Below are 19,318 nucleotides of genomic sequence, written 5' to 3'. Positions count from 1 at the left end.
CGTTGCAGGGATATATGGATATTGAAACATAGAGCGCGTTGGAATGACTAAGGATGCGGAACAAACGCTACTGTCTTTGTTCGAGGCCTTCGCGTTGAAATGTATGCAACTCCAGCAGGCAGTCCGCTTCGGTGACGACAATCTCGTACGTGTGCTCGACCGGGAACTGGGGCCTTTGATCGAATCGGTGCTGGCCTACAGGGCGGAGGGCATTGTCGGCATCTACATGCAGTTGCAGTTCCTCAGCAATCTCATCAGGGAGGATGCGGACGACCGTTCCAGCGTCATGCGGCATTCGGCGGCATTGTCCGTTCTGCTGGATCGCTATCTCGGCGGCAATGCCGCGGCAAAATATGCGGCGATGCTGAACAAGCTGAGCTGGAAGCGGGCGACCGACACCGCGCATCCGGAAAATGACAGTTTTCTCAACGAGGTCATCCTCGATGCCTTGCCGGATCGCATTGCCGTGGTCACGACGGATTATCGGTTCCTGTATTTCAATCCGGCTGGTGCTGCCTACCTGAAGAAGCATCCGATCGAACTTGTCGGCCGCCATGTCGTCGATTTCGTCGGTCCGGATTGTTTCGAGAGGCGGTTGCGCGGCAGCCTCGATCAATGTTTCGCCGGGGCGAAGATGGAGTTCCAGATGGCCTGCAGGATCGTCGAGGAGCGGGAAACGACGATGCGCTTCCGCCTTGCGCCGTTGCGGACGCGTTCGGATGCCGCGTTCGGTGCGGTTCTGGTATGGTCGGATGCGGTTCAGCCCGCCAGCGCGCCCGTTTGACGGCTACCGTTCAGCCTTCCATGATCGCTTTCAGGGCGGCGAGATCTTTCGCGACATGGGCTGCGTCGGCTGCGAAAGCGCTGTCGTCCATGCCGGGAAGCCGGAGAAGCGTGAACATGACCTCGGCGCCATCGCCGTTCGGCACTATGCGCAGGGCGTTGTGCACCAGCAGGCCGCTTTCCATCGTTACGGTATGGTCGATGATGCCGTAGTCGTTCTGCGGCGCAAATCGCACCCGGACCGTACCGACAGGCCCGCCATCGGCGAGCCATTCGTCGCCCTGCTGCGTCAATCCGGACGCCAGGCCGGAGGCCCAGAGCGGCATGTTCTGCGGCTGCGATGCGAAATCGTAGACATCCTGCCAAGGGCGCTCGATCGTCGTGTGGACCACGCGTGCCGTCATTGTGTTCATGATCGTTCTCCTGTCGCGAATAGATTAGGGCCCGGTGCCGGGACTGGCCAGAGTGCGACATGTGAAATTTAATCGTTTGAAGCCAATCTGCCTTGCCGTTTGCCGTTTTGAGTGCCAAAACAGCCAGCATGAAATGCCAAGGATTCAACTGGAGGCTTTTGCGTGGAACAGGCAGAAATCGGACTGATCGGGCTCGGTGTGATGGGCTCGAACTTGGCACTGAACATTGCGGAAAAAGGCAATAAGATTGCCGTTTTCAACCGCACTCCGGACAAAACGGATGAATTCGTAGCCGCCGCCGGCGATTTGCGCGGCCAGATCGTGCCGTGCAAGACGATCGAGGAATTCGTCGCCGCCATCCGCCCGCCGCGGCCGATCATCATCATGATCAAGGCCGGCGACGCCGTCGACCAGCAGATGGAGCTTCTGAAGCCCTATCTGTCCAAGGGCGACATCATGATCGATGCCGGCAACGCCAATTTCCGCGACACGATGCGGCGCTTCGACAACCTCAAGGACAGCGGCCTGACCTTCATCGGCATGGGTGTGTCCGGCGGCGAGGAGGGCGCCCGTCACGGCCCGTCGATCATGGTCGGCGGCACGGAGGAGTCCTGGAAGCGTGTCGAGAAGGTGCTGACCTCGATCGCGGCAAAATACAATAACGAGCCCTGCGTCGATTGGCTGGGCGAGAACGGCGCCGGCCATTTCGTCAAGACCATCCACAACGGCATCGAATATGCCGACATGCAGATGATCGCCGAAATCTACGGCATCCTGCGCGACGGCCTGAAGATGAGCGCCGTCGAGATCGCCGACGTATTTGGCGAATGGAACAAGGGCCGCCTCGAATCCTACCTGATCGAGATCACCGAGAAGGTGCTGCGCGCCACCGATCCGATCGCCGGCGGTCCGATGGTCGACATGATCCTCGACCAGGCGGGTCAGAAAGGCACCGGCAAATGGTCGGTCATCGAGGCGCAGAACATGGGCGTGGCGGCCACGGCCATCGAAGCCGCCGTTGCCGCCCGTATCCTTTCGTCGCAGCGCGGTGAGCGCCAGGCCGCCGAAGGCATTCTCGGCCTGCCGTCGGTGACGCCGGCGGCGGTATCCGACCGCAAGGCCTTCATCGCCGATCTCGAAAACGCGCTGCTCGCCGCCAAGATCGGTGCTTATGCGCAGGGTTTTGCCGTCATGGCGGCCGCGTCGAAAGAGTTCGGCTGGAACCTGCCGATGCCGACCATCGCCAAGATCTGGCGGGCCGGCTGCATCATCCGCTCGCAGTTCCTCGACGAGATCACCTCGGCCTTCACCAAGGATCCGCATGTTGCCAACCTGATCGTCACGCCGGCCTTTGCCGGCATGGTGAAGGATACGGATGCCGCCCTGCGTCGCGTCGTCTCCTACGCCGCTCTCGGCGGCCTTCCGGTTCCGGCACTGGCTTCGGCGCTCGGCTATTTCGACGCCTATCGCCGTGGCCGCGGTACCGCGAACCTCATTCAGGCACAGCGCGACTTCTTCGGTGCACACGGCTTCGACCGCCTCGACGGCGCCGATTCGCATCACGGCCCCTGGGGCAGCGGCGCGAGTGCGGCCTGAGGCCGGAGCAAGGAAGGTATGGACGTTTCCTTCTCCCTCGGGACAAACCCAAGGGTGACAAAGGAGGGTTTCCTGACTTTATTGTCTATCCAAGCCCGTCGGTTACCGGCGGGCTTTTTCAGTTCTGCGGCCAGGCCGGGGCGCTGATGCTCTGCAGGTCTTCCGCCGGCACGCCATCGATGCGGGCGATCACCGCCTTGGCGAGTTCCCGTCCGGCCAGGCGCACGTCCTCGTAGATGGTGATGATCTCGGGGCGGATCCAGTTGAGGATGTTGGAGGATTGTTTGGCGACCATGTCGACGTCCTGGCCCAGCCGCTTGCCGGCCGCCTCGATGCCGGCATTGACGGCGATGGCGCCGCTGCCGGCCGAGCAGACAATGCCGTCGGGTGCATTGGGTGAGCGCATCAGCGCCTCGATGGCGTCGCGGATTTCCGGCAGCGGCGTGTCGATGGTGACGCGCAGCGGCACCTCCTCGGCGCCGTAGTCGTGCAGCCCCGTCTGGAAACCGATGCGCGTGTGGGTGTAGAAGGACAGCTTGCTCGGCGGCTGCAGCAGCGCGATGCGCCGGCGCCCGCGCGCCACGAGGCTCTTGATGGCCTGGTGTCCGAATGCCTCGTTGTCGAAATCGTGGAACGGATGGGCGAGGCCCATATCGGTGCGGCCATGCGTTGCAAACGGCATGTTGCGCTCCGACATCAGCCGGACACGGGCATCGTCCGGCTCGATGCGCGAGATGATCACGCCATCGGCCGATCCGGTGTCGAGGATGTAGCGCACCGGCGCCATCGGGTCGCGACTGTGCGAATGCGGCGTCACCACCAGGTGATACTGGGTGTTGTTGAGCACTTCGGAAATGCCGAAGACCATCTGGCTGGTGAAGCCCATGATCTCCTCGTCGATGCTCAGCACCAGCGCGATGACGTTGGTCTTGCCGGTCCGCAGGCGCACGCCGGCGCGATTCGGCTGGTAACCGAGCTGGCGGGCGACCATGCGCACCCGCTCCTTGGTCTCCGAGCCGATGTCGGGCGCATCCTTGAGGGCGCGGGAAACGGTCGTCACGCCCAGACCCGTCATGAAGGCAATCGTCTTCAATGTCGGGCGTTCCGGCGCCGATCCCGTCTTTGCGTCGAGTTTATCCCTGCTGTCCATCCCGCACTGCCATCCTTCGTCCTCCGTTCCTTATCTTGGCTTTCGCAGTGCCGCAAGCGCAGCCTCATAAGCAACGGTCCTCCCTCGATCGAAAAATCTGTAACGATACAGTCGTTTTGTCGAGCGGTTTTTCCGCTGGTAGTCGTGATTACATCTGGGAATTGTCCTTCGGCCTTTCATTCACACATTTTTGCGCTTGCGAACGCCGCAGGTCGCGCAATTGGCGATGAAAATGAGAAAAGTATCTGAATACAACGATATAAATCGCCTTTGCAGCGCAGTATCGGCGATTTCGCTGTCGCGAGGCGGCGCGACGATAACGTTCTCATTTTAAACTTTAGGTAGAGTTGTTCGTTGCGGAAAAAATTAAGCGTGCGTCCCTGTTGCGTCATTAAATCGATTGATCTAAGTTTTTACGGCAACGTTTCAGTGAGGGAGGAAAACTCATGAACATTCGTTTGACTGCAGCTGCGCTGGCAGCGTCCGTCGCCCTGGCAGCCGGTTCCGCCGCTGCGACCGATCTCGAGGTCACCCATTGGTGGACGTCCGGCGGCGAGGCGGCAGCCGTGGCCGAGCTGGCCAAGGCGTTCGATGCGACCGGCAACAAGTGGGTCGACGGCGCCATTGCCGGTTCCGGTGGCACCGCGCGTCCGATCATGATCAGCCGCATCACCGGCGGCGACCCGATGGGCGCCACCCAGTTCAACCACGGCCGCCAGGCGGAAGAGCTTGTCCAGGCCGGCCTGATGCGCGACCTGACCGATGTCGCGACGGCGGAGAACTGGAAGGAGATCGTCCGTCCGTCGAGCCTGCTCGACAGCTGCACCATCGACGGCAAGATCTATTGCGCCCCGGTCAACATCCACTCCTGGCAGTGGCTGTGGCTTTCCAACGCCGCGTTCAAGACGGCCGGCGTCGACGTGCCGAAGAACTGGGACGAGTTCGTTGCCGCTGCACCGGCGCTCGAAAAAGCCGGCATCGTGCCGCTCGCCGTCGGCGGCCAGCCGTGGCAGGCATCGGGCGCCTTCGACGTCCTGATGCTGGCGATCGGCGGCAAGGATACCTTCCTCAAGGTATTCGGCGACAAGGATGAGGCCGCAGCGGCCGGCCCCGAGATCGCCAAGGTCTTCAAGGCGGCCGACGATGCCCGCCGCATGTCGAAGGGCACCAACGTCCAGGACTGGAACCAGGCGACCAACATGGTCATCACCGGCAAGGCCGGCGGCCAGATCATGGGTGACTGGGCGCAGGGCGAATTCCAGATCGCCGGCAAGAAGGCCGGTGAAGATTATACCTGCCTTCCGGGCCTCGGCGTCACGGAAGTGATCGCCACCGGCGGTGACGCCTTCTACTTCCCGCTGCTGAAGGACGAAGAAAAGTCCAAGGCGCAGGCCGTGCTGGCTTCGACGCTGCTCAACCCCGCCACGCAGGTCGCCTTCAACCTCAAGAAGGGCTCGCTGCCGGTGCGTGGCGACGTCGACCTCAACACCGCCAACGACTGCATGAAGAAGGGCCTCGACATCCTTGCCAAGGGTGAGGTGGTGCAGTGGACCGACCAGTTGCTTTCGGCCGACAGCCAGAAGCAGAAGGAGGACCTGTTCTCCGAATTCTTCGCCAATCCGTCGATGACGCCTGAGGATGCGCAGAAGCGCTTCGTCGACATCATCGCTTCGGCGGACTGATCGTTGCCCGCGGACGGCTGCGTTCGGCGCAGCCGTCCTTTCCGGTCCCGAGGGGCCGATCCCCGTTCCGTGCGCCTTCCTTTTTGCTGAGAGGGCGCCTGCCGGATGCCGTCCGCTGCCGCATTTGACCGGCGGACGAGCCTTCTGGCCTGGCGGAACGGCACGCGTCGACCGCGAACCTGGAGGAAAATTTTATGACGGGTCCAGCGAGAGCCGGCCGGCCAAACCAATATTTCCGCAATCTGCCAGCCAAAATTGCTTCCGTGCCGATGATCCTCACCGCCGTGGTGATCTTTCTCGGCGGGACGATCTGGACGGTCGTCTATTCCTTCACCAATTCCAAGCTGCTGCCGCGCCTGTCCTTCGTCGGTCTCGACCAGTACGAACGGCTCTGGTCGGCGCCGCGCTGGCTGATGTCGATCCAGAACCTGGCGATCTACGGCGTATTCTCGCTGGTGTTCAGCCTGGTCATCGGTTTCGTCCTCGCCGTGATGATGGACCAGAAGATCCGCTTCGAGAACACGTTCCGCACCATCTTCCTCTATCCCTTCGCGCTCTCCTTCATCGTTACCGGTCTCGTATGGCAGTGGATCCTCAATCCGGAATTCGGCATCCAGTCGGTGGTGCGGGCGCTCGGATGGACGAGCTTCACTTTCGACCCGCTCTACACGCCCAGCATCGTCATCTACGGCATCCTGATCGCCGCGCTGTGGCAGGGCACCGGACTCGTCATGTGCCTGATGCTCGCCGGCCTGCGCGGCATCGACGAGGATATCTGGAAGGCGGCGCGGGTGGACGGCATCCCGGTGTGGAAGACCTATGTCTTCGTCATCATCCCGATGATGCGAGGCGTCTTCGTCACCACGCTGGTGATCATCGCCAGCGGCATCGTCCGCGTCTACGACCTCATCGTGGCGCAGACCAGCGGCGGACCCGGCATCTCCTCGGAGGTTCCGGCGAAATATGTCTATGACTACATGTTCCACGCCCAGAACCTGGGGCAGGGTTTTGCGGCATCGACCATGATGCTGATCACCGTCGCCATCATCATCGTTCCCTGGGCCTATCTCGAGTTCGGAGGAGGGCGCAAGCGTGCTTGACCCGGCTATATCGAAAACCGTTTCCGCCGCCGCGCGATCAGGCAGCCAGACACTTGCCGGCCCTTCCGGTCGCAAGCCGCGCCGGATGCTGTCGTCGCGCAACATCATCGTCTACGGCACGCTGTTCGTGGCCGCCGTCTACTATGTGCTGCCGCTCTATGTCATGGTCGTCACCTCGCTGAAGGGCATGCCAGAGATCCGTCTCGGCAACATCTTCTCGCCGCCGGTGGAGATCACCTTCGAGCCCTGGGTCAAGGCCTGGGCACAGGCATGCACGGGCCTGAATTGCGACGGGCTTTCGCGCGGCTTCTGGAATTCCGTCCGGATCACCATTCCCTCGACGATCATCTCCATCGCCGTCGCCTCGGTGAACGGCTACGCGCTTGCCAACTGGCGCTTCAAGGGTGCGGACGTGTTCTTCACCATCCTGATCGTCGGCGCCTTCATTCCCTACCAGGTGATGATCTATCCGATCGTCATCGTGCTGCGCGAACTGGGCATCTACGGCACGCTGACCGGCCTGGTCATCGTCCATACCATCTTCGGCATGCCGATCTTGACGCTGCTCTTCCGCAACTATTTCGCCGGCCTGCCGGAGGAACTGTTCAAGGCGGCGCGCATCGACGGGGCGGGGTTCTGGGCGATCTATTTCAAGATCATGCTGCCTATGGCGCTGCCGATCTTCGTCGTCGCCATGATCCTGCAGATTACCGGCATCTGGAACGACTTTCTGTTCGGCGTCGTCTTCACCCGGCCGGAATATTACCCGATGACCGTGCAGCTCAACAATATCGTCAATTCGGTGCAGGGCGTGAAGGAATACAACGTCAACATGGCGGCCACCATCCTCACCGGCGCCGTGCCTCTCATCGTCTATTTCGTCTCCGGACGGCTGTTCGTTCGCGGCATCGCCGCCGGCGCAGTGAAGGGTTGATCTCATGACCGACAACAACAGCGTTTCCATCAAAGACCTGTCTTTGAACTTCGGCTCGGTCAACGTGCTGCAGACCCTTAACCTCGACATCAAGGACGGCGAGTTCCTGGTGCTGCTCGGTTCGTCCGGCTGCGGCAAGTCGACCCTGCTCAACTGCATCGCCGGCCTGCTGGATATCAGCGAGGGGCAGATCTTCATCAAGGGCAAGAACGTCACCTGGGAGGAACCGAAGGATCGCGGTATCGGCATGGTCTTCCAGTCCTACGCGCTTTATCCGCAGATGTCGGTGGAGAAGAACCTGTCCTTTGGCCTCAAGGTCGCCAAGGTGCCGCAGGCGGAGATCGACAAGCGTGTCGCCCGCGCCGCCGAGATCCTGCAGATCCAGCCACTGCTGAAACGCAAGCCGGCGGAGCTGTCCGGCGGCCAACGCCAGCGCGTCGCCATCGGCCGGGCGCTGGTCCGCGACGTCGACGTCTTCCTGTTCGACGAACCTTTGTCGAACCTCGACGCCAAGCTGCGCTCGGAACTGCGCGTCGAGATCAAGCGGCTGCACCAGTCGCTGAAGAACACCATGATCTACGTTACCCACGACCAGATCGAGGCCATGACGCTGGCCGACCGCATCGCCATCATGAAGAGCGGCATCATCCAGCAGCTCGACGATCCGACGACGATCTACAACGCCCCGCGCAACCTCTTCGTCGCCGGCTTCATCGGCTCCCCCTCGATGAATTTTTTGCGCGGGGAGCTGGTGGAGGTCGGTGGCAAGCCGGCTTTCGTGCTCAACGGCGTGACCTTTCCGCTCGACGGCTACGGTGCCGGCGAAAGCCTGACGCCCGGCCGCAAAGTGGTTCTGGGCGTTCGCCCCGAGCACATCAAGGTCAACGAAGGCACGATCGATATCTACGAGGCGACGGTCGATATCGAGGAACCGATGGGGGCGGACAACCTGCTCTGGCTCAAACTTGCCGGCCAGACGATTTCGGTGCGCATCAACGGTTCGCGCCGTTTTCGTCCGGGGACGCCGGTGAAGCTCGGCTTCGACATGTCGCTGGCCTCGCTCTTCGATGCGGGGACGGAGTTGCGGATTTGAGAGATTTGCGGGCTTGCCCCTCACCTTGACCCTGTCCCCGCAGGCGGAGAGAGGGGCCAGCCTCCCTCCCACGCTGACGTTTACCCCAAGAAACATACCATTCGAGACCGCCCACATGACGCAGCAGGCCGACCCATCCACTCTAGACCTCGCCGGCTCCTGGCAGCTTGCCAGCACCGACGGCAGCCATAGCCTGTCGATGCCGGTGCCGGGCGACGTCCACAGCGCGCTGCTGTCCGCGGGCCGCATCCCGGATCCCTATGCCGGCCGCAACGAGGTGGAGGTGCAGTGGGTCGCACACAAGGACTGGGTCATCGAGCGGCGCTTCTCGCTGGAAGAGGTTTCCGGCCGCTGGTATCTCGACATCGACTATCTCGACACGATCGCCACCGTCGAGGTCAACGACAAGGTCGTGCTTGAGGCGGACAATTGTTTCCGCCGCTGGCGCCCGGACGTCTCCAAGGCGTTGCGGTCAGGTGAAAACACCATCCGCATCACCATCCATTCCGCGATTGCCGCCGGCGTCGAGCTGCAGGCGCAGCAACCCTTCTATGTGCCTTATCACCCCGGCAATTCGCCGATCGCCAACGGCAACATGTTGCGCAAGCCGCAATGCCATTTCGGCTGGGACTGGAACATCGCCATCGCCCCGCTCGGTCTTTACGGCACGATCGCGCTGAAGCGGCTGGAAACGGCGCGCATCGAACATGTCGTCACCCGCCAGATTCACCAGGAGGGCGGCGGCGTCGACCTGCATGTCAAGCTCGTGCTGCATGCCGAGGAGCCGGGCGTTCTTCCCGTCCATTTCAGCTTCGACGGCGAGCGGGTGCGGCTCGATTGCGGCGTGCGTGCCGGCGAGACGGTCATCCATCACGTCTTCCATGTGGCCAATCCGCGTCTCTGGTGGCCGGCGGGCAGCGGCGATCAGGCGCTCTATACGCTGGACGTCGAAACCTCCGCCGAACGGGTCAGCCGGCAGATAGGCCTGCGCATCGTCGAGCTTCTGACCACGCCGGATGATGCCGGCAGCCGTTTCGCCTTCCGCATCAACGGCCACGAGATCTTCTGCCGCGGCGCCAACTGGATCCCGGCCGACGCGCTGTTTTCGCGCACCAGTCCGGAGAAGACTGAGGCGCTGCTGAAGGCCGCTGCCGATGCCAACATGAACATGATCCGTGTCTGGGGCGGCGGTTTTTACGAACACGACTGGTTCTACGACATCTGCGACCGGCTGGGCCTGTTGGTCTGGCAGGATTTCATGTTCGCCTGCAACCTCTATCCCTGCACCGACGCGTTCCTGGAGAATGTCGCGGCCGAAGTCGATTACCAGGTCAACCGCCTGTCCAGCCATCCATCGATCGTGCTGTGGTGCGGCGACAACGAGCTTGTCGGCGCGCTCACCTGGTTCGACGTGTCGCGCAACAATCGCGACCGTTATCTCGTCGCCTACGACCGGCTCAACCGCCTGGTCGAGCAGCGGATGAAGAACGCGGCGCCGGATGCGCTGTGGTGGCCGTCGAGCCCGGCGTCCGGTTATCTCGACTACGGCGATGCCTGGCATGCGGACGGCTCCGGCGACATGCATTACTGGTCCGTCTGGCACGAGAACAAGTCCTTCGACGATTATCGCAGCGTGCGGCCGCGCTTCTGCTCGGAGTTCGGTTTCCAGTCCTACACCTCGCTGCCCGTCATCCGTGGTTTTGCGGCCGAAAAGGACATGAACATCGCCTCACCGGTGATCGAGCTTCACCAGAAGAATGCCGGCGGCAACGAGCGCATCGCCGGCACCATGTTCCGCTATTTCCGCTTTCCGACGAATTTTGCCAATTTCGTCTATCTGAGCCAGGTACAACAGGCGCTCGCGATCAAGACGGCGGTGGATTTCTGGCGGTCGCTGAAGCCGCATTGCATGGGCACGCTCTACTGGCAGCTCAACGACACCTGGCCCGTCGCCTCCTGGGCCAGCCTCGATTACGGCGGCAGCTGGAAGGTTTTGCATTATATCGCGCGCCGTTTCTTCCAGCCGGTTTCGGTCGTTGCCATCCCGGATGCCAAGCGCAATCTCGTCCGCTTTTCGATCGTCAACGATACGGCCGACCCGGTCGATGTCGACGTGAATTTCTTCCTGCTCAGCCTGTCGGGTGAACGCACGCCGCTGCGGACGGCAAGCGGCGTCGGCAGCCCGGATCGCGCCACGACCTTTGCCAGTATCGATGGAGCGGACATTCCACCGCAGTCGCTGCTGGCCTGGAGCTTTGTCGCCTCGAACGGCATGAGCGGCGAGGGGCACCACGTCGGCGGCACCTACAAGGCGCTCGACCTCGAACCGTCCGGCCTGACGCTTGCCGCCGAACCGCTTGCCGACGGCACGGTGGAAATCACCGTCAAGGCGGCCGGCCTCGCCCTCTTCGTCATGCTCGAAAGCGAGACGCCCGGCCGCTATTCCGACAACGCCTTCGATCTTGCCGCCGGCGAAGTCAGACGGATCGTTTTCACGCTTGCCACCCCATTGGCCGACGGCGAGGTGCCGCAGTTCCGCGCCTACGACCTGCATTCTTGCCAGGCATAGAAATCCTGACGCCGCACTCTTCGGTGCGGCCCGGCCGGAGAGGGTTCCGGCATCATTGACAAGGCAAGGCGCCTCCCAAGCGCCGCGTCACAAACAGGCCGAAGGGCCAACAGGAGGAGACCCGATATGACCAAGCTCAGCTTCCAGCTCTACAGCGCCCGCAACTATCCGCCGCTTTCCGACGTGTTCGCGACGCTTGCCAGGGCCGGCTACACCGAAGTCGAAGGTTTCGGCGGTATTTACAGCGATCTCGACCAGACCGCGCTGGATGCGCTCAAGGCCGATCTCGACCGCAACGGCCTGACCATGCCCACCGGCCATTTCGGCCTCGACCTGCTCGAACAGGACCCGCAGAAGGCAGTGTCCATCGCCCGGACGCTCGGCATGGAATCCGTCTATTGCCCCTATATCGTGCCCGAGCTTCGTCCGTCCGGCATCCAGGGCTGGTTCGATTTTGGCGCACGCCTGCAGAAGGCCGGCCAGCCGTTCCTCGATGCCGGCTTCGATTTCGGCTGGCACAATCACGATTTCGAGTTCTTCGCGCTGGAAGACGGCTCGATGCCGATGGACCAGATCCTGGCCGGCGGGCCGCGGCTGAGCTGGGAAGCGGATATCGCCTGGGTGATCCGCGGCGGCGCCGACCCGCTCATGTGGATCGAGAAATACGGCCCGCGCATCACCTCGGTGCACGTCAAGGATATCGCGCCGGCCGGCGAGAATGCCGACGAGGACGGCTGGGCCGACGTCGGCCACGGCACGGTTGCCTGGGACAGACTGGTGCCGCTGCTGCGCAACACCCCGACCCGCCACTTCATCGTCGAGCATGACAATCCGAGCGATCTCGACCGGCTTGCCAGTCGCTCGATCGCCTCCTTCAAGACCTACTGAACGGACTTTCCCATGGCAAAAGAACTTGGCGTCGGCATCATCGGATGCGGCAATATTTCCACCACCTATTTTTCGCTCGCGCCGCTCTTCAAGGGGATCGAGGTGCGCGCCTGCGCCGACCTCAACGTCAATGCGGCCCAGGCGCGCGCCGAAGAGTTCAACGTCAAGGCCCAGACGATCGATGAGCTTCTCGCCAATGACGAGATCGATCTCGTCGTCAACCTGACGATCCCGGATGCGCATTATTCCGTTTCGAAGAGCATTCTCGAAGCCGGCAAGCACGTCTATTCCGAAAAGCCGCTGGTGCTGACGCTGGAGCAGGGCGAGGAGCTGCATCGCATTGCCCGCGAGAAAAACCTCTCGGTCGGCTGCGCGCCAGACACCTTCCTTGGCGGGGCGCATCAGCTTGCCCGCAAATATGTCGATGAGGGCGGCATCGGCCGCATCACCTCCGGCGCCTGCTACGTCATGGGACCGGGCATGGAAAGCTGGCATCCCAACCCGGACTTCTTCTTCCTGCCCGGCGGTGGTCCGATCCTCGACATGGGGCCTTATTACATCGCCAACCTCATCAACCTCATCGGTCCGGTGAAGCGGGTCGGCGCCATGACCTCGATGGCCAACACAACCCGCACCATCACCAGCAAGCCGCGCACCGGCGAGATCATCGAGGTCAAGACGCCGACGACGATCCAGGCGCTGCTGGAATTCGTCAGCGGTGCGACGGTGACGCTGTCGGCAAGCTGGGACGTCTGGTCGCACCGCCATGCGAACATGGAGCTCTACGGCACGGAAGGCTCGCTCTACGTTCCCGATCCGAACTTTTTCGGCGGCACTGTCGAGGTCAGCGGCCGTGACAAGGAGATCAGGACGCTGGAGGCCTGGGCGCATCCCTTCTCGGTGGAGAACCAGCAGCATCCGCAGGGCATGATGGCCAACTACCGCACCGCCGGCCTTGCCGACATGGCCATGGCGCTGATCGACGGGCGCGACGCGCGTTGCTCGCTGGAGCGCACGCTGCACGGCGTCGACGTGATGACCTCGATCCTCAAGTCCGGCGAGGAGCGCCGCTTCATCGATCTGAGCACGACCTGCACCCAGCCGGCCGCCCTCGGCATCGAAGAGGCGAAGGCGCTCTTGCGGTAATCGATTGAGGGTCTATTGTCCGCGCGGGCTTTTTTGGCCCGCGCGCTTTTTCTCAAAGGAATTATATCATGGCCTGGACACCGGCGACGGACCGCTATTCGAAGATGAAATACAATCGCACCGGCCGGTCGGGGCTGAAGCTGCCGGCGATCTCTCTGGGGCTCTGGCACAATTTCGGCGAAGACACGCCGCACGAGCGCAAGCTCGACATGTGCCGCACCGCTTTCGATCTCGGCATCACCCATTTCGACCTTGCCAACAATTACGGCCCGCCGCCCGGCAGTGCCGAAACCGCCTTCGGCGACATCCTGCGCACGGAGTTTTCCGGCCTGCGCGACGAGCTGATCATCTCGTCCAAGGCCGGTTACGACATGTGGCCGGGTCCCTACGGCGAATGGGGCAGCCGCAAATACCTGATCGCCTCCTGTGACCAGAGCCTGAAGCGGCTGGGGCTGGATTACGTCGACATCTTCTATTCGCACCGCTTCGACCCGGATACGCCGCTGGAGGAAACCTGCGGGGCACTCGATCATATCGTCCGCTCCGGCCGGGCGATGTATGTCGGCATCTCCTCCTATAACTCGCAGCGCACCCGCGAGGCGGCGGCGATCCTGAAGGATCTCGGCACGCCCTGCCTCATCCACCAGCCGAGCTATTCCATGCTCAACCGCTGGGTCGAGGACGACAAACTGCTCGACACGCTGGACGAGGTCGGCATGGGCTCTATCGTCTTCTCGCCGCTGGCGCAGGGCATGCTGACGACGAAATATCTCGGTGGCATCCCGGATGACAGCCGGGCGGCCCAGAACCATTTCCTCAAGCGCGATTTCATCCGCCCGTCGATCATAGACAATATCCGCAAGCTCAACGACATCGCCGAACGCCGCGGCCAGACGCTGGCGCAGCTGGCCATCGCCTGGGTTCTGCGCGGCGGCCGCGTCACCTCCGCCCTGATCGGCGCCAGCCGCGCCTCGCAGATCGTCGATTGCGTCAAGGCGCTCGACAATGCCGAATTCACCGCCGAGGAGCTGCAGGAAATCGATCTCTACGCCCGCGAGGCCGACATCAACCTCTGGACCAAGTCGGCCGAGCTGGAGTGATGTCGCCTTTTTCCCCTTCTCCCCAGCGGGGAGAAGGGGCAGGTGGCACCCTCTCATTCATATGCGATAGCCATGCTGCCTGCGGGGAAAGAGCTGGGGTGAGGAGCCGCCCCACGCCGAAACCGGCAAAGATACATCTGGGAGGAAACCATGATCCGCAACCCCGTCCTGCCGGGCTTCAATCCGGACCCGTCGATCTGCCGCGTCGGCGAGGATTATTACATCGCCACCTCGACCTTCGAGTGGTATCCCGGCGTGCAGATCCACCACTCCCGCGATCTCGTCAACTGGACGCTGGTGCGCCGGCCACTGGAGCGCAAGGCGCAGCTCGACATGCGCGGCAATCCGGACAGCTGCGGCGTCTGGGCGCCGTGCCTGTCTTATGCCGACGGCCAGTTCTGGCTTGTCTATACCGACGTCAAGCGTTTCGACGGCAGCTTCAAGGACGCGCATAACTACATCGTCACCGCGCCGACCGTCTTGGGCGAATGGTCCGATCCGGTCTATGTCAATTCGTCGGGTTTCGATCCGTCGCTGTTTCACGACGAGGACGGCCGGAAGTGGTTCGTCAACATACAGTGGAACCACCGCGACGAGGTGCACAGCGGTGCGGCCCATACCGCCTTCGACGGCATCCTGCTGCAGGAGTGGGATGCAGCAACCCAGGCGCTGAAACGCCCGATCACCAACATCTTCCCGGGCACCGCGCTCGGCCTTGTCGAGGCACCGCATCTTTTTCGCAAGAACGGCTGGTACTACCTGACGACTGCCGAGGGCGGCACCGGCTACGACCACGCAGTGACCATGGCCCGGTCGCGCGATATCGCCGGCCCCTACGACCTGCATCCAGACCGCTATCTGATCACCGCCAAGGACCACCCCGATTCGCCGCTGCAGCGGGCCGGACACGGCCAGTATGTCGAGACGCCCGACGGCACACCTTACCACACCCATCTGACCGGGCGACCACTGCCACCGCATCGCCGCTGCACGCTGGGGCGCGAGACGGCCATCCAGAAGTGTGTTTGGAAGGAAGACGGCTGGCTCTATCTTGCCGAGGGCGGACCGGTGCCGTCGGTCGAAGTGCCGGCGCCGACGACGGTCGAGCCTTTGCTACAACCCCGGCGCAGCGAATACGGTTTCGATAGTGACGTCTTGCCGCTCGATTTCCAGTGGCTGCGTACGCCGGAATGGCAGAGGCTGTTCAGCCTGGGGGCGCGACCCGGCCATCTGCGCCTGTTCGGGCGGGAAAGCATCGGCTCGTGGTTCGAGCAGGCGCTCGTCGCCCGTCGGCAGGAGCATCATGATTTCCGCGCCGAGACGGTGGTAGAGTTCCAGCCGGAAACCTATCAGCAGGTCGCCGGCCTGACGCATTATTACAATCGCTATAAATTCCATGCCGTCGCAATGACGCTGCACGAAAAGCTCGGCCGCTGCGTCACGATCCTCTCCTGCAACGGCGATTATCCTGATGGGCGGCTGAGTTTCCCGGCGGGAAGCGGCGTGGCGGTTCCGTCCGAAGGTCGCGTGCAATTGTCCATGGAGGTGCGCGGCAACGATCTGCAGTTCTTCTGGCAGGTGGAAGGCATGGGCGCCTGGCAGCCGCTCGGCCCGGTTCTCGATGCCGGCATCATCTCCGACGAGGGGGGCCGCGGCGAGCACGGGTCATTCACCGGCGCCTTCGCCGGCCTGTTTGCCTTCGATACATCGGGGCGTGGCAAAGCGGCGGATTTCGACTGGTTTTGTTATGATAACCTTAGTATTTGAGTGAAATCTAATTTTTAAGATATGCTAGCAAGCAAAGGGAAACGTTACGAAATTGTAATTTCGATCTTCATATACGGTTCATTTTCCGGGGCGTAGTTTCGGGGCATCAACAAAGGAGAACCCCGATGAAAAAGCTCTTTGCCGTCCTGCTCGCCGCATCGTTCCTGGCAGCGCCCGTGGCGGCTTCCGCCGACCAGCACAAGCCCGGCCGTCACGTGACGATCGAAAAGACGATCACCAAGAAGAAGGTCGTCGAACGGAATCGTTGGGCCAAGGGCCATAAGCTGAACCGCGCCGAACGGCGCCACGTCGTCAATTCGCGTGACTTCCGGCGCTACAAGCTGCGCGAACCGCGCCGCGGCGAACAGTGGGTCAAGATCGACAACAACTTCCTGCTGGTCAGCGCCGCCACCGGTCTGATCCTGAGCATCGCCGCCGCGCGGTAATATGCTTCTTTCATGAAGGCGGCACCGTCCGCCCTCAAACTTTTGTCGCAAACAGCAATAGTTGTCGCGGATTTTACCGCCGCTCGTTGTCCGTCTGAAGGCGGAGGTTTCCACCAAGATTATTGCGCGAAGCGGGTGGGGTCGGCTGCGCGTGCGGCCTTTTCTCGCACGCGCAGCCTTCGCCGTGCCCGCCGTCATGCGCGGCGGCGGGCAGACAGGAAAAGGTGCTGCCGGTTTTTTCCGCGGCGGGTTTCATGCGGCGCGCCGCGTCCAGCTTGCGAAGGGATCGGGCAGGTTTCGCCACAGATCGGGAGCGAAGCGATCCGCCCCGACCAGACATGCATCGAGATCGGCGCGGATGCGTTGCTCATCCATCAGATCGGCGCCGATGAAGACGATTTCCTGGCGACGGTCACCCCAGACCGGATCGAGATAGGGGCTGATCGCCCGCAAGAAGCCCGGATCGTCGGGCCACTGCTCCTGCGGCACCGAAGCCCACCACAGGCCCATCCGCCCGGTGCGCACCAGCGCGCCCGCCTGGCTGACCTCACCGACATGATGCGGCCGGGTGGCGAGCCAGAAGAAGCCTTTCGCCCGGATGACGCCGGGCCAGCTCCTATCGAGAAAACTCTGGAATTTCATCGGATCGAACGGTCTTCGCGCTCGGTAGACGAAGGAGCGGATGCCGTATTCCTCCGTTTCCGGCACGTGGTCGTGAAAGCCGTGCAGTTCCTTGTACCAGAGCGGATGGGTTTCCGCCTTGAGGCTGTCGAAGCGGCCGGTGCCGAGCACCTCCCGCGAATCCACCTGGCCGAAATCGGCCTCGATCAGCCGTGCATCCGGATTGAGGCCGGTGATGATTTTTCGCGCCGCGTCGCGCTGGTCAGCGGTGGCCGTGCCGATCTTGTTGAGGATGACCACGTCGGCGAATTCGATCTGCTCGACGAGCAGGTCGACGATGGTGCGATTGTCGCCGTCGCCGGCGGTTTCGCCGCGGTCGGCCAAAAAATCGGCCGAAGCGTAGTCGGCCAGCAGGTTGGCGGCATCGACCACCGTCACCATGGTATCGAGCTGCGCCACGTCGGAGAGGCTGAGGCCGTCTTCATCGCGAAAGTCGAAGGTGGCGGCAACGGGCAGGGGTTCGGCGATGCCCGTCGATTCGATCAGCAGGTAGTCGAAGCGCCCTTCTTCCGCGAGGCGACGAACCTCCTTCAGCAGGTCGTCGCGCAGCGTACAGCAGATACAGCCGTTGGTCATCTCCACCAGCTGTTCGTCGGTGCGCGACAGGTTGGCGCCGCCGTCGCGCACAAGCGCCGCGTCGATGTTGACCTCGCTCATGTCGTTGACGATGACCGCCACGCGCAGGCCTGAACGATTGGCAAGCACATGGTTGAGCAAGGTCGTCTTGCCGGCGCCGAGGAAGCCGGAAAGCACGGTCACGGGAAGTTTTTCCATCGTGGTTCCTTTATGTTATATTATTACATTTGATGGCCTGAAAAAGGCGGACAGGTGCCCGCCTTGGTTTATTGAAAAGCCCTCATCCCCCTCCTGCGCCAATACCCTCAACTGGCTTCGGACAGGCAGGTCTTCAGCGACGTCGCGATGCCGCGCATCAGGTCGAAATAGAGGTCGGGGCCTTCGGTGAGGGTTGCGGCTTCGGGGTCGAGCGTGCCGGATTTGGCCGCGGTCCCCTCCGTCACCACCTTGATCAGCTTCGGCTCGAACTGCGGTTCGGCGAAGACGCAGGTGGCGCCGAGGTCGGCGACCTTCTTGTGGATCTCGGAGATGCGCTCGGCGCCCGGCATGTTCTCCGGGCTGACGGTGATCGAGCCGGCGACGCGCACATGATAACGATGCTCGAAATATTGATAGGCATCGTGGAAGACGATGAACGGCTTGTCCTTGACCGGCGCGACGGTGTCGGCAAGTTCCTTGTCCAGGGCATCGAGCTTTTCGTCGAGCGCCTTGGCATTGGCGGCATAGGTATCGGCATTGGCCGGATCGACCTTGACCAGCGTCTTCTCGATCTCGTCGGCCATGGCCTTGGCATTCACCGGATCGAGCCAGAGGTGCATGTCGAACGCGCCTTCCTCGTGATGATGCGCGCCGGCTTCCTCGTGGCCTTCCTCGTGCGCATGTCCGTCCTCGTGGGCGTGCTCGCCTGCGTGTGCATGGCTTTCTTCGCCCTCATGTTCACCATGGTCGTGGGCCTCGAAGGCGCCGCCCTCGCGGAATTTCAGCTTGGTCAGACCGGGCGCGTCTTCAAGCGCAACGACGGTCGCACCGCCGCCGAGCGCGTCGAGCGGCTTGTCGAGGAAGGCCTCGAGGCCGTGGCCGACCCAGAAGACCACATCGGCATCCTGCAGCTTCTGCGCGTTCGAGGGTTTCATGTTGTAGGTGTGCGGCGAGGCGGCGCCCTCGACGATCAGGCCGGGTTCGCCGACACCTTTCATGATCGCCGCCACCAGGGAATGGATCGGCTTGATCGAGACGATGACCTGGGGCGCTTGGGCCTGAGCCGTGCCGGCAGACAGGAGGGCGGCAGAGGCGAGCAGGAGGGCGGATGCGACTTTCATGGGTTTTGCTCCACTTGAATAACAAATGTAATGTTATTACATCAATTGCGTTATGCTATAACGTGTGTCATAGCG

At 62.4% G+C, this 19,318-nt stretch carries 16 protein-coding genes; 12 read left to right on the top strand and 4 right to left on the bottom strand.

Annotated elements, in window-relative coordinates; all coding sequences use genetic code 11:
* The first annotated feature begins 103 nt into the window (after window positions 1–103).
* Entirely contained in the window at window positions 104–784 is a 681-nt protein-coding gene (locus DEM27_RS09955; RefSeq protein ID WP_245445765.1) for a PAS domain-containing protein, read from the top strand.
* A gap of 10 nt (window positions 785–794) precedes the next feature.
* Here the strand turns inward: DEM27_RS09955 and DEM27_RS09950 are convergent, their stop codons facing one another.
* Window positions 795–1,196: an SRPBCC family protein gene (locus DEM27_RS09950; RefSeq protein WP_109458057.1), complete on the bottom strand. Its 402-nt coding sequence runs from the start codon at window positions 1,194–1,196 to the stop codon at window positions 795–797.
* Between the two features lie 162 nt (window positions 1,197–1,358).
* Between DEM27_RS09950 and gndA the strand changes: the two genes are divergently transcribed.
* Window positions 1,359–2,792: an NADP-dependent phosphogluconate dehydrogenase gene (gndA, locus tag DEM27_RS09945; protein ID WP_109458056.1), complete on the top strand. Its 1,434-nt coding sequence runs from the start codon at window positions 1,359–1,361 to the stop codon at window positions 2,790–2,792.
* 118 nt (window positions 2,793–2,910) lie between these two features.
* Here gndA and DEM27_RS09940 read toward each other — a convergent pair whose 3' ends face one another.
* Window positions 2,911–3,942, bottom strand: coding sequence for a LacI family transcriptional regulator (locus DEM27_RS09940; RefSeq protein ID WP_109458055.1), 1,032 nt, complete (start codon window positions 3,940–3,942; stop codon window positions 2,911–2,913).
* A 446-nt stretch (window positions 3,943–4,388) separates the two neighbouring features.
* Here DEM27_RS09940 and DEM27_RS09935 point away from each other — a divergent pair, with 446 nt between their 5' ends.
* The 10 genes from DEM27_RS09935 to DEM27_RS09890 all read left to right on the top strand — a co-directional run bounded on the left by DEM27_RS09935 (window position 4,389) and on the right by DEM27_RS09890 (window position 16,667).
* On the top strand, window positions 4,389–5,624 hold the full coding sequence (locus tag DEM27_RS09935) for an ABC transporter substrate-binding protein (protein WP_109458054.1): 1,236 nt from the start codon (window positions 4,389–4,391) through the stop codon (window positions 5,622–5,624).
* A 194-nt stretch (window positions 5,625–5,818) separates the two neighbouring features.
* Window positions 5,819–6,724, top strand: coding sequence for a carbohydrate ABC transporter permease (locus DEM27_RS09930; protein ID WP_109458053.1), 906 nt, complete (start codon window positions 5,819–5,821; stop codon window positions 6,722–6,724).
* Window positions 6,725–6,809: 85 nt separating this feature from the next.
* Entirely contained in the window at window positions 6,810–7,658 is an 849-nt protein-coding gene (locus tag DEM27_RS09925; protein ID WP_337250470.1) for a carbohydrate ABC transporter permease, read from the top strand.
* A 4-nt stretch (window positions 7,659–7,662) separates the two neighbouring features.
* Window positions 7,663–8,751 carry an ABC transporter ATP-binding protein gene (locus DEM27_RS09920; RefSeq protein WP_109458052.1) on the top strand — a complete coding sequence of 363 codons (1,089 nt, stop codon included), beginning with the start codon at window positions 7,663–7,665 and terminating at the stop codon, window positions 8,749–8,751.
* 115 nt (window positions 8,752–8,866) lie between these two features.
* A complete protein-coding gene (locus DEM27_RS09915) occupies window positions 8,867–11,320 on the top strand; it encodes a beta-mannosidase (RefSeq protein WP_109458051.1) in 2,454 nt (817 codons plus the stop codon).
* Between the two features lie 126 nt (window positions 11,321–11,446).
* Entirely contained in the window at window positions 11,447–12,208 is a 762-nt protein-coding gene (locus DEM27_RS09910) for a sugar phosphate isomerase/epimerase family protein (protein ID WP_109458050.1), read from the top strand.
* A 12-nt stretch (window positions 12,209–12,220) separates the two neighbouring features.
* Complete coding sequence (locus DEM27_RS09905; protein ID WP_109458049.1) at window positions 12,221–13,354, top strand: Gfo/Idh/MocA family protein; 1,134 nt, start codon at window positions 12,221–12,223, stop codon at window positions 13,352–13,354.
* Window positions 13,355–13,422: 68 nt separating this feature from the next.
* A complete protein-coding gene (gene mgrA, locus DEM27_RS09900) occupies window positions 13,423–14,454 on the top strand; it encodes an L-glyceraldehyde 3-phosphate reductase (protein ID WP_109458048.1) in 1,032 nt (343 codons plus the stop codon).
* Window positions 14,455–14,604: 150 nt separating this feature from the next.
* Window positions 14,605–16,221: a glycoside hydrolase family 43 protein gene (locus DEM27_RS09895; protein WP_109458047.1), complete on the top strand. Its 1,617-nt coding sequence runs from the start codon at window positions 14,605–14,607 to the stop codon at window positions 16,219–16,221.
* A 125-nt stretch (window positions 16,222–16,346) separates the two neighbouring features.
* On the top strand, window positions 16,347–16,667 hold the full coding sequence (locus DEM27_RS09890; RefSeq protein ID WP_109458046.1) for an RcnB family protein: 321 nt from the start codon (window positions 16,347–16,349) through the stop codon (window positions 16,665–16,667).
* Between the two features lie 252 nt (window positions 16,668–16,919).
* Here DEM27_RS09890 and zigA read toward each other — a convergent pair whose 3' ends face one another.
* Window positions 16,920–18,122 carry a zinc metallochaperone GTPase ZigA gene (gene zigA / locus DEM27_RS09885; RefSeq protein WP_109458045.1) on the bottom strand — a complete coding sequence of 401 codons (1,203 nt, stop codon included), beginning with the start codon at window positions 18,120–18,122 and terminating at the stop codon, window positions 16,920–16,922.
* Between the two features lie 107 nt (window positions 18,123–18,229).
* Window positions 18,230–19,243: a zinc ABC transporter substrate-binding protein ZnuA gene (znuA, locus tag DEM27_RS09880; protein WP_109458044.1), complete on the bottom strand. Its 1,014-nt coding sequence runs from the start codon at window positions 19,241–19,243 to the stop codon at window positions 18,230–18,232.
* Window positions 19,244–19,318: the final 75 nt, after the last annotated feature.

It is taken from the genome of Rhizobium album, assembly GCF_003122325.1.
GTDB classification, from domain to species: Bacteria; Pseudomonadota; Alphaproteobacteria; order Rhizobiales; family Rhizobiaceae; genus Metarhizobium; species Metarhizobium album.
The sequence above is the reverse complement of the archived record's forward strand: the minus strand, read 5'-3'. Positions and strand labels throughout refer to the sequence as shown.